Consider the following 12,198-nt stretch of genomic DNA (forward strand, 5'->3'; position numbering starts at 1 on the left):
TAGTACTGTTTCTTACAAATATCGTCATTTAATTTACCAAAATCTGAAGTTTTTTTACTTTTTATTGAAATTTTATTATAAAATACATTTGATACTATAATCTAAAAGAACTATATACTTAGAAAGGTGTGTAAAAACATGTCTAGTACTACAAAGAGGCTATTATTGGTTTTATTTATCTTTACTTTTTTTACCTCATCATTTTTACCTAGTCTTGTAGTTGCCAATACAAATGAGCAGCCTTCTCTCAATGGAAGCCAAATTTCAACTAATATTGAAAATTCGTTAGTAGAAAAAAGAGAAAGAGATAAAACAAATAGTAGGAGTAACTTAAGGAAGAGTGAGAAGAATTTAGAACATATTACAACTGCAGAAATAGAAGAATTTTATAGTAATAGAATGCGCCCAAGCAATAATCCAGCGGTCGAATCCACTCCCAATCCAGAAACTAATGAATATATCGTTACATATAGACAAAATACTAACATTAGCAATCTAAGACAAAAACACCAGCTAAAAACCAAAAAGAGGTTACCCCTAATTAATGCTGAGTTAGTAGAATTACCAAAAGGGTTGCAACAGAAAAATGAGGTGCTAGCTAATCTAAAAAGAGATGCTTCAGTTTTATCGGTTCAACCTAACTATAAGTACTACTCGTCATCAGTGACTCCTAATGATCCTCTTTTTAAAGAACAGTGGGGACTAAATAATATTGGCCAAGGAATTATGGGGAAGAAGGGAACTCCTAACATTGATATTGATGCATTAGAAGCTTGGGAGATTACTAGAGGAAACAGCGATATTATAGTTGCTGTTATTGACAGTGGTATTGACATTAATCATCCTGATCTAAAAAATAATATATGGAAAAATCCAAACGAATTACTAAATCAAAAAGACAACGATAATAATGGATTTATAGATGATACTAACGGTTGGAATTTTTACGATCAGAATAATAAAGTATTTAATGCTTTTCACGGTGATGATCACGGAACACATGTTGCAGGGATTATTGCTGCATCAACAAATAATAATATTGGAATAAGTGGTATCGCTCCAAATGTCAAAATTATGCCCCTAAAAATAATTGGGCCAAATGGTGGTGATACAGCAAGTGCCATTCAAGCGATTGAGTATGCTACAAAAATGGGAGCTCATATCATAAATGCAAGTTGGGGCGGCAGGGCTTATGACCATGCTTTAAAAGAGGCAATTGAAAAATCTGGCCTTTTGTTTGTTGCTGCAGCTGGTAACAACGGTCAAAACAGCGATACTTCACCTGTTTATCCAGCAAGTTTTGATAGTAACAACATTATTTCTGTAGCTGCAGTTGATAACAATGGAAATAAAGCTACATTCTCAAACTTTGGAAGTAGTGTGGACATAGCTGCACCGGGGGTTAACATCTTAAGTACAGTTCCATATTCTCAACAAGCTGGAGCAGCTGCAGAAATTTACACCAACAAATTCAAGGCTATTTACAATGGATTTGGTTTTGAGAATATTAATGATGTTGCCAAACGCCAAGACGCTTTTAATAAAGCAATGAAGTTTTTAGATGCAACTACAAATAGCAAAATATTATTAATACAGGACGATGAATCAGATACTAGCTTAACTAACTATCTAACTATTTATCAATACCTTTTGAACAATGCAAAGTACACTTATTCAACTATAACTCTCAAAACAGATGAAGATGGCCCTAATACGACTATTCTTCAAAATTACGATATAGTTATTTGGTTTACCGGAGATGGATTTGGTTTTAATAAAACTACAATAACCTCCAATGACCAGAATTCCCTTACACAATTTTTAAATTTAGGAGGAAAACTTCTCTTAACAGGGCCTGATCTCCTTTATGGTATTGAAGAAACCGACTTTGTAACAAATATTCTTAAGCTACAGGTATTAGGCGAAGGAAATTCAAGAGATTTATTAGGTGTATCTGGTACCATATATGAGAATAGTAGTTACCCATTAAAGAAACATGATTTTGTAGATTATATAACTTCTAGAGATACGAATACTACTAAAGTGAATTTAGTATATCCTGGGCAATCAAATTATGATCAAGCTTACTCATACTATAATGGGACTTCAATGGCGGCACCACATGTTGCTGGAACAGCAGCCTTAATAAAAAGTCTACATCCTAGTATCAAACCCGAAGAAACAATTGAATTAGTTAAGAAGTCAGGAAAGTATGTTTCATCTTTAGAAGGATTAGTATCTAGCAGCAAAGTAGTAAGTGCTTATAATTCACTTAAAGCCAATGCTTCTCAGGTTAAGCATGATATACCTGGAATACCCGTAGAAAGTGAAATAATTGAAGGACAATTAGATAATAATAATAACTCTGATGATGTCTATTCAATTATGTTAAATAAAGGACAAAAACTTCAATTATCATTAACGGGCGACACCGGAACTGACTTTGACTTATATTTATTCAATCCACAGTCAAAAACAGTTCATTTAAGTGAAGGAATTATTGCATATTCAGAAAATCCTAATACATCAAATGAAAAGATTACATTCATTGCTAAAGAGAATGGATTATACTTTATTAATATTTTCGCCTATTCCGGAACAGGTAATTATACACTAAGTATTGGACTAGAGGATCAGGTTTACGGAGCAGGAGTTTATGAAGAAAACCATCCAGGTTTAATCTATAAAGGTATTTGGTCTGAAATTAGCGATTCAGCGTATTCTTTGGGTAGCGCGAAGATCCTTAACTCTAATGGTAGTGTTGAATTTACATTTGTAGGTAGTGAGATTGAATGGATTGGCTTTAAAAATAACCAACAAGGTGTAGCAAACGTGTATATAAATGGGGAATTAGTTGCCACACCGAGTCTTTATGCTAATGGACTTAAACCACAAGAAACAATATTTAAATATTCAATGGCTTTTGGAGTGCATACAATAAAAATAGAATGGACAGGGAAAAGTGACCTAGTTGGGAAAAAAAATGAGGCAAGTGTCAATATTGACAAATTTGTTGTAACTATAAAACCAAGTCCACCATCTGAGCTTCGCGCTAAACCTAATTTTTCTAGCGTTGATCTTTCTTGGGAGGTAAATACTAGGAATAATATCGCAGGATATTATCTTTATAAAAAATCTCCTAATCAAGATACCTTTGAAAGGATTTCTACACAACTAATTACAACAAATCAATTTACGGACAACAATGTTTTACAAGGGCAAACCTATCTTTACAAAGTAACTTCCGTTACACACTCTGGGCTTGAGTCTGATTTCTCTTCCTTGGTTTCAGTTACTGTTCCTTTACCATCAACAGTATCACGCGTTGAAGATAATAATTCAAACCTATCTTATTCAGGCTCATGGATTACTACCTCTAGTAGTAATTATAGTGGTGGCACTTACAGTTATGCTTCTTCACTTAACGCTAGTGTTGAATATATGTTTACTGGGACAGGCATTCGGGTGCTCTCTTTAACTAGCACTAGAAATGGATTAATGGACATTTACATTAATGATCAACTTATAACAAAAGTTAACCTATATTCCGCTTCTGTTTCCTATCGTGTGAATGTGTTTGAGAAACTAGATCTTCCTTATGGGACTCACACCATTAAACTAGTAAATCCTGCTCAAATAGGTCACCTTTCTGCAGTTGAAACTCGGATTAACGTTGATGCTTTTGATGTAATTGCTCCTATTTTACCTAACGCACCAACGGATCTCCATGCTCAACCTGACTTTACTAGCGTAGGTCTTTCATGGGAAACAAATACTGACACTACCATTGCTGGGTTTCATCTGTATCGAGCACTAGCTCATGAAGGTATCTTTGAAAAAGTGACAACCAGTGTGATTAAAACTAATTATTTTAAAGATACAAACGTTCAGCCAGGGCAATCTTACTCTTACAAAGTAACTTCCGTTACACACTCTGGGCTTGAGTCTGATTTCTCTTCCTTGCTTTCGGTTACTGTTCCTTTACCATCAACAGTATCACGCGTTGAAGATAATAATTCAAACCTATCTTATTCGGGCTCATGGATTACTACCTCTAGTAGTAATTATAGTGGTGGCACTTACAGTTATGCTTCTTCACTTAACACTAGTGTTGAATATATGTTTACTGGGACAGGCATTCGGGTGCTCTCTTTAACTAGCACTAGAAATGGATTAATGGACGTTTACATTAATGATCAACTTATAACAAAAGTTAACCTATATTCTGCTTCTGTTTCCTATCGTGTGAATGTGTTTGAGAAACTTGATCTTCCTTATGGGACTCACACCATTAAACTAGTAAATCCTGCTCAAATAGGTCACCAGTCTGCAGTCGAAACTCGGATTAACGTTGATGCTTTTGATGTCTTAAACTAAGTTATCAAAGCTTTAATAATAGAAAATGCCCACTAATGTAAAAATATATAAACTGGACATTCTATCCGGAAAGAATTTTTCTTATTGTATTAGTCTCATACACTCATCATACCAATAGTGCTCATCAGTAACCATTGTATGCTTTAATACAAAGTAGGCAATATATATGATTTTACGAAATGACAATCAGTATAGTCACTCCAATAGGATTTATGTGGGATATGAAGGTGTAAAACATTTAAACGATTAATGGGTGAACCTGGAGCGAGGGAAACATAAGATTAAACACCATCAAAATAATAAGCTTACCACTGATAGATGTTTACAATACATACCTTACAGTGGAGCATGAAAAATTTATATATTTATAAAAAAAAAAGCTCCGAATATTATAGCACTATATCTACAATACTCGGAGCTTTCGTTATTCTATAATGTAAATTATTTTTTGTTATAATACTCTACATACCAATCGGCAAACCACTGTAATCCAACCTCTATTGAAGTCTCAGGTTTAAATCCTACAGCATTTTGAAGCTTGTCTGTTGAAGCATACGTTGCTGGTACATCACCAGGCTTGATTGGCTCAAAGACTTTCTCAAACATTACTTCCCTACCGAGCGCGTTAGTTAGTGCTTTCTCTAGGGTTCCGATAAAGGTCATTAGCTTTTCTGGCTTATTGTTACCGATATTAAACACATTATGAGGTACTTCATCGACTGGCGGATGTCCAATCAATCTTTCAATTCCCTCTACTATATCATCTACATAAGTAAAGTCGCGATAGAGGTCGTTCTCAAAATCACCATTATTAAAGATTTTAATTTGTTCATTAGCAAAGTATTTATCCGTAAAACCAAAGTAAGCCATATCTGGTCTTCCCATTGGTCCATAAACGGTAAAGAAGCGTAATCCCGTAGAAGGGATCTTATAAAGATGACTATATGTGTGGGCCATTAACTCATTAGACTTCTTAGTCGACGCATATAATGATACCGGATTATCAACAAAGTCTGACTCTTCGAATGGAACCTTTTTATTAGCTCCATAAACCGAACTAGAAGAAGCATAAACAAGATGGTCAACAGGATTGTGACGGCAAGCTTCTAAGATATTGTAAAATCCAATAATATTACTCTGAATATAGACATCAGGGTTTTCAATTGAATAACGTACTCCCGCTTGAGCAGCTAAGTTCACAACAAAATTAGGCTTATACTCTTCAAAGAGTTCATTAACTAATGGCTTGTCCGAGATATCGCCTTTAACAAACATAAAATTTGAATGAGGTTCAAGTTGCTGGAGACGAGCATGTTTAAGCTCAACATCATAGTAATCATTCATATTATCTATTCCTATTACTTTGCAGCCTCGGTCTAATAGTTTCTTTGACAGAAAATAACCAATGAAGCCTGCCGCTCCGGTAATTAAGAATACTTTATTTTGGTATAAGTTCTTGGAAGTCATGGCTTTCAGTCTCCCTTGTAACAGCTCTTTGAGAGGCTCTTCTACCTACTGAATGGTATTCAACTCCTGCAGTTTCCATATCTTTTATTTGATATATATTTCTACCATCAAACACAAGAGGTGTTCTCATTAGCTCTTTATACATATCTGCTTTTACAGCCTTAACCTCTCCCCACTCAGTAAAGATAAAGCAGACATTTGCTCCTGCTAACGCTTCCTCAACGTTAGAAACATACTTAATTGAACCTCTACCGTTCTTTCCTTCAGGATACAATATTGCAAAATTATTTGCACCTACAGGATCAAAAGCATAGATGTCAGCACCTTGTTCCAATAATAATGGGATATTCTCAAGAGCAGCGGCCTCTCTAAGGTCATCTGTTCCAGGTTTAAATGTTAAGCCTAAAACAGCTACTTTCAAGCCGTTAAACGTTATTAATCTCTTGCTTGCTTTCTTATATAAGAGAGTCTTTTGATCCTTGTTTACATCAATAGTAGCCCTTACCGTTCTCAACTCATATCCGTTTTGTCTCGCAATGTTTTCTAATGCTTTCGTATCCTTAGGGAAGCAAGAACCTCCAAATCCAATACCTGCATTTAGGAACTTACTACCGATACGCTCATCAAAACTCATTCCTAATGCTACATCTTGGATATCCGCTCCAACTAGCTCACAAAGATTTGCAATATCATTCATATAAGAAATCTTTAATGCCAAGAAATCATTTGATGCGTATTTAATCATTTCTGCCGATCTTCTATTTACAGACACAATAGGTAGATTAAATGGTTTATAAATGCCCATTAATATTTCTTCAGCCCATTTGCTTTCCGTACCAATAACAATTCTTTCCGCATGTAATGTATCATGAACAGCGGACCCTTGTGCTAAAAATTCAGGGTTTGAAGCCACTTCTACTCTTACATCATTAACTAAGAAATCATGAATAAATTGTTCAACTTTATCGTTAGTTCCAACTGGAACAGTTGATTTAACAACAACTAAGCAATCCTTTTCAATCGATTCCGCGATTTGTCTTGCAACAGTTGCAATATATGATAGATTTGCAGAGCCATCCGGTTGTTCTGGAGTACCAACACCTATGAAAATTGCATCTGCATCTCTATAAGCTGCTTTGTAATCTGTTGTATAATCAATTCTCCCGGCAGCATAGTTTTTCTGCATTAATTCTTCTAAACCAACTTCATAAATTGGAGAAACTCCAGATTTCATGACATTTACTTTCTTTTCATCAATATCAACGCAGGTCACTTGATGGCCAACCTCTGCAAAACATACGCCTGCAACAAGGCCGACATAACCCGTTCCTGCAACTGCTATTTTGTACATAGGTAATCTCCTCTTAGCATATTATTTAATAGATATTTGCTTTATTATTGGAACAAGTATACTGTTATTAGTCAAAAAAACACCTTATACTAATTATTTTTATATAGTTCGTGTACTTAACTATGAGTAACAAGTGTTAAAAACAGCCCTTTTAGTTTTCTCTCAGGGCTGTTTATTAAACCAAGTAACCTTCAGAATAGATGACTTAACATTAAGAAAATCTACCTGTAAAGACAACTAAAAACTTCTATGAATTTTGATTAGGATTAGTGATAGGCGTCATTTCTCTGTTAGAACTGTCAATGTTACTATAAAAGCTTAAGTCGAGTATGCTTACTCGATATATTCACAGGGGGCAATTCCTAATAAAATACAATTAGCATTCATTACTTTCTGGTATACCGAAATATCATGGAAATATTTATAGATATTTAGTAAAACTCTTATATAATGCTCCTTTTTTAGCTTCAACCTGGGTTTCAGTAACTTTATACCCATCTATTATCTCATTAATTGTAGGGTTTCCTGGATTATTTAAGTCAAAAGAGTCCACCTTAATATTAAATCCAGAATAATAATCATCAAACTTGTATCCATCTCCTAGTAGATTGTTTGTATATATTAATCTTTTATTTGGTATCCCAAAACTATCTGCTACAATTAAACCATGCAAAGCACTTGAGATGATTACTTCACACTGTGAAATAGTTTTAACTACATTTAATGGGTCATCAGTTAAATCAATAACGACTGAGTTATTATAAGCTTCCTTAAGTTCCAAAAATCTTTTTTCATCCTTTTCTCTAAAATGGGGTATTATACCTATTGAATACTTCTTTTCGATAGGTCCTTTTAAAAGGTGAGATGCTAATAAACCTCCATCACCCGTAGGGACATTTAATTCCTTGTTTAATATCTTTTCAAGCCTCTTTCTCGTCAACTCTCCCCTAACTGAAGCTACATTTATTTCCTTTCTTATTGGAATAAGTTCTTTATCAGAATAAGTAATAAATCCAGTTGACCATATTTGAAGCGGTGGTTGAAATTGTCCGTATAACTTCTTCAACATTATTTTAGATTTAGTAGTAAGGTTTGTATTTTCATGGAAAAAAAACCTTAGATAACTCCCTATTGCCGTAGTTTCACTTTTCCAAATATCACTATGAATAACTTTAAAGCCAAGGACATCTTCTATTACTAATTCATTTAATAAATCACCCATATTGCCTATTTTTGAATATTTTACCTTTATTTCTTTTTTCATTCTAAATTCCTCTTTCTTCATTATTATTTTTGCTTGTGAAATACAATACTATTAATAATATTAAATACAAGGTAAAGTAACCCTTGTTTGTCAACTCTAGGAAAATCTCTATAGGAAGTTCTTGTTGTTGAGATATGAAGTATATAGTTAACGCAATTATAATAAAAAATAATTGTAAAAATAACTTGAATTTCTGTCTTCCAGAAATAATAAAACCATGCATTAACCCTGTGACTACAAATCTAATTGCAAATAATGGAATGAGTATTTTTACAAATGTCCCACTTTTTAACCACTCCGGACCAAACACAAGAGAAAATAATGGTTCAGCTATTAACCATAAAATTGAAAATCCAACTATAGCAATAAATATTAATAAAATTACTGTGCTTTTAAATGTATTGTAAAAATCACCCTTCTTTTCCTTTTCCAAAGTTGCTTTTCTAAAAAAAACCTTACCTACATTACTGCTTACTAGACTAAGTGGGATAGCCAATATAGTCATCGATAAAAAAAAGTATCCAGCATCTTCTATACTATATAAAGAAGTAATAAATATCGGTAATATTGAAAAAGAGCATACCGATACAAATAATCCTGGCATTGAAAAAAGTGGTTGTACACGGTATTTAATAGCTACATGTTTCATCTCTTGATAAGTAGAGCTTAAAATTTCACTTTTTTTGGAAATTATATAGTTTGATTGTCTCCTGATACCAAATATGGTTGCTACAAACTGTGAAATTATTAACCCCAAGAAACCCACTTTAAATAACCCTAAGAATATCTTTAAGAAGTTTGATGTAATTGAGCGTATTAGTGCTATTGAGGACATTAATTTATACTGTTCAAACCTGTTATTGTATGAATCAGCTATTTTGGCAAATCCACTAAATAATAACAAGGGTAGTGATACATAAATCCAATTACCAACTTGTTCAAATATTCTGGGATTAAGATTGTCGATCGTTATTAATACAATGGACATAATTAAAACCATAAAACATAATAAGTAAAAAGTTAAAGCACAAACTATGTTTGCTTCTTCATCGTCTTTAGCTGTCACTATACCCATTTGATACTGCAAAGTGACAAGAGGTATACACATTGTTACTATTGAAGTTACTATTGCTAATACTCCAAAATCTTCAGCAGTATATAAACGTGTAATAATTGGTTGACAGACTAATGCTATAATTTGTGCTAATATGACTCCTGAAGATAAAATTGCTATGTTTTTTAAACCACTATTTTTGAAAATTTTTCCGACATAAGCCTTAAAACTTATCAGAATTACTCACCCTTCATTTCTAATTTGGTTTAGATCTTATTGAAAAATACAATTTAAGAGTAATCTTTACTCACCCCTTAAAAAAACTTAAGATAACTAATATACCTTTGTCGAACATCACTTTAGTAAATTAACGCTTCTATTCAACTTTTGTATAGTATTTCTTTTGTTTTTTCTTTTTTCGATAAAAATCGAATATTTTCTTTCCAAAGGTCATAGGATTAAAAATCTTTAAATCTAAGATTCTAATTTTATTCAACCTTAATTTTATAAATACTGAGATTCCTTTCCTAACTCCAAATCGGAACGATGAAATCAAATAACCTATGCTACTTATATTCAGAAAAGCAAAGTCTTGGCTTCTCAAATTATTTTTAAGAAACTTATAATAATTAATAAATACATTTAGACGCGCATCAAATACTTTATTACTTACAGTTCGAGTAAGACTTCCCTTACTTCTCGTGACACAATATATAACTCTTTCAGAAACATCAAATTTACTCATATAATATCCTACTTTAGTTGAGAACATCACATCATTTGAAGCAATAACCTCATCAAAGAATATATCATTATTCTTAACGTAGCTCGTCTTTAATAACTTTGACCATGGTACATAAAAACGATACCTTAACAAAAGCTCCGAATAAGGACTACCATGTTTCTGTTCATCAAGTATTTTAGTATAAGTCAAGTGACGGTCTGAAACTTTTCCAGTATCCAATTCAATACTTATTGGTCTAAAAAAGATTACATCATTCTCAGTATTAAAATATGCTTGCAACGTATCATAAAAGCCCTCAAGAAAGTAATCATCCGAATCAGCAAAGAGTAACCATTTTCCAATTGCTTGATTGAGTCCAATATTGCGACAAGCCCCAGCACTTTTATTTAATGTGTTATTATAGTGAAATTCTACATTTTTTTTTTTGAATTTCATTATGAGTTTTAGGAATTCTTCTTTTTCCCTCCCGTTACTCTGATCATCGACTACAATGACCTGAATTTCTTTAGAATTTGGGATGGACTTTAGTAATTTGTCTAGTAATGCCACTGAATTATAATGTGGTATTATTATAGATAGGTTGACCATTTTAACCACCTTTTAGTTATTTCACTGGTTTTTATTATTTATTAATATTCTATAATCTTTAATAAAGTTTACATAATTATAGTATTTTCTATTTAATTCGTTAAATCTTAGTTACTTCTTTTTGGCTCTTTATATTTAATAATAATGCAATAAATAGATAGAAGTTTCCTTCAATTATAAAACTACCAGATATTATGAATCTAAGGAAAAAGGAGACAACAAATAATATTGACAATATTCTTAAACTCTTATCTCTTTTCAGTAGTGTGGTCTTAGCAATTAGTAGCAATAATAATATTATAAAAACTGCACCAAATATTAATCCAAAAGATAACAAAAGTTCGTAGAAGACATTATGCACATACGATGCATTTACTACATATCTGTCCCAAAACAACCCATTGATACTAACACCCATATTCTCTATAGCGGAGCGAGCTTCAATGTAAATTTGAGTTCTTGCATTTGAATTAGTTAATTCGCCTTCCATAATCTTACTTAAAAATCTACTGTCATTTGCTATGGTTGAATTAGATAAAAAACTAGTTATCCAATTATTTATTAGAAAGAAAACAAAGCCAAATAATAAAAATATAGTTAATTTAAGAAGCCTTGACGATCCTTTACTATAATTAAAAGTAATCATTTCATATAGACATATAAACAATAAAAGAAACAGAATAGGACCCCTAGCTCCAAAAAACACCATACCAATAAGTCCAATTGCAAAAAAAACAAGATCAATTATACTTTTATTTTCGCGAAATGAATAGTATAAGATAGCTAAAAATGGTAATATAGAATAGGAAAAGGCCATATAACTTATATGCTCCTGTATACCAACCACTGTAATGCCAAGAGTACTTATTATTACAGTTAATTTTCCATATTTGGGTGCTATTTTTTTAAAATCTTTCCAATCTGTTATTCCACTTATTAGAAAGATCGAAATTGGAATATAAAACAAATATATAATTAACATGTCAACGCTAACTAAATATTGTCTACTTGTCTCAAAAAAAATATAATGTAAAAAAAAGAATATTAAAAACATAAAATACACTAGTAATCTTTTAATTGTTAAATTTCTATATTTTACCACATGATACATACAAATTATTAATACTACCAGATACAAAATTGAAGTAATAATAGAGGTATTTGTAAGATTAATTATTTTTATTAGACTAGTATTAAGGATATTTAATAATGGACTAATAAAGATAACCAAAACTAGACAGTTCAAAAATGCAATATTTTTCTTAGAATTAATATTATTATTCACTATTACACTCCCAGGACATTTATATTATCTTTAGTAGATATTATTAGACACTAATAATATATCGTTT

Annotated in this window: 7 protein-coding genes; 1 reads left to right on the forward strand and 6 read right to left on the reverse strand. The window is 32.2% G+C overall.

Features of this window, described 5'->3' with window-relative positions; all coding sequences use genetic code 11:
- The first annotated feature begins 138 nt into the window (after positions 1-138).
- On the forward strand, positions 139-4,377 hold the full coding sequence (locus DS745_RS07550) for a S8 family serine peptidase (RefSeq protein ID WP_129077653.1): 4,239 nt from the start codon (positions 139-141) through the stop codon (positions 4,375-4,377).
- Between the two features lie 441 nt (positions 4,378-4,818).
- Here DS745_RS07550 and DS745_RS07555 read toward each other — a convergent pair whose 3' ends face one another.
- The 6 genes from DS745_RS07555 to DS745_RS07580 all read right to left on the reverse strand — a co-directional run bounded on the left by DS745_RS07555 (position 4,819) and on the right by DS745_RS07580 (position 12,131).
- Positions 4,819-5,844 carry a GDP-mannose 4,6-dehydratase gene (locus tag DS745_RS07555; protein WP_129077654.1) on the reverse strand — a complete coding sequence of 342 codons (1,026 nt, stop codon included), beginning with the start codon at positions 5,842-5,844 and terminating at the stop codon, positions 4,819-4,821.
- Complete coding sequence (locus tag DS745_RS07560) at positions 5,816-7,195, reverse strand: UDP-glucose dehydrogenase family protein (protein ID WP_129077655.1); 1,380 nt, start codon at positions 7,193-7,195, stop codon at positions 5,816-5,818. Before DS745_RS07560 ends, DS745_RS07555 begins: the two co-directional genes overlap by 29 nt.
- A gap of 421 nt (positions 7,196-7,616) precedes the next feature.
- Positions 7,617-8,459 (reverse strand): polysaccharide pyruvyl transferase family protein, encoded by an 843-nt coding sequence (locus tag DS745_RS07565; protein WP_161568206.1) that lies wholly within the window; start codon positions 8,457-8,459, stop codon positions 7,617-7,619.
- A 1-nt stretch (position 8,460) separates the two neighbouring features.
- Positions 8,461-9,753, reverse strand: coding sequence for a lipopolysaccharide biosynthesis protein (locus tag DS745_RS07570; RefSeq protein ID WP_129077657.1), 1,293 nt, complete (start codon positions 9,751-9,753; stop codon positions 8,461-8,463).
- A gap of 136 nt (positions 9,754-9,889) precedes the next feature.
- A complete protein-coding gene (locus DS745_RS07575) occupies positions 9,890-10,846 on the reverse strand; it encodes a glycosyltransferase family 2 protein (RefSeq protein WP_129077658.1) in 957 nt (318 codons plus the stop codon).
- A gap of 100 nt (positions 10,847-10,946) precedes the next feature.
- Positions 10,947-12,131: a hypothetical protein gene (locus tag DS745_RS07580; protein WP_129077659.1), complete on the reverse strand. Its 1,185-nt coding sequence runs from the start codon at positions 12,129-12,131 to the stop codon at positions 10,947-10,949.
- Positions 12,132-12,198: the final 67 nt, after the last annotated feature.

The organism is Anaerobacillus alkaliphilus, assembly GCF_004116265.1.
In the GTDB taxonomy this organism is placed as follows: domain Bacteria; phylum Bacillota; class Bacilli; order Bacillales; family Anaerobacillaceae; genus Anaerobacillus; species Anaerobacillus alkaliphilus.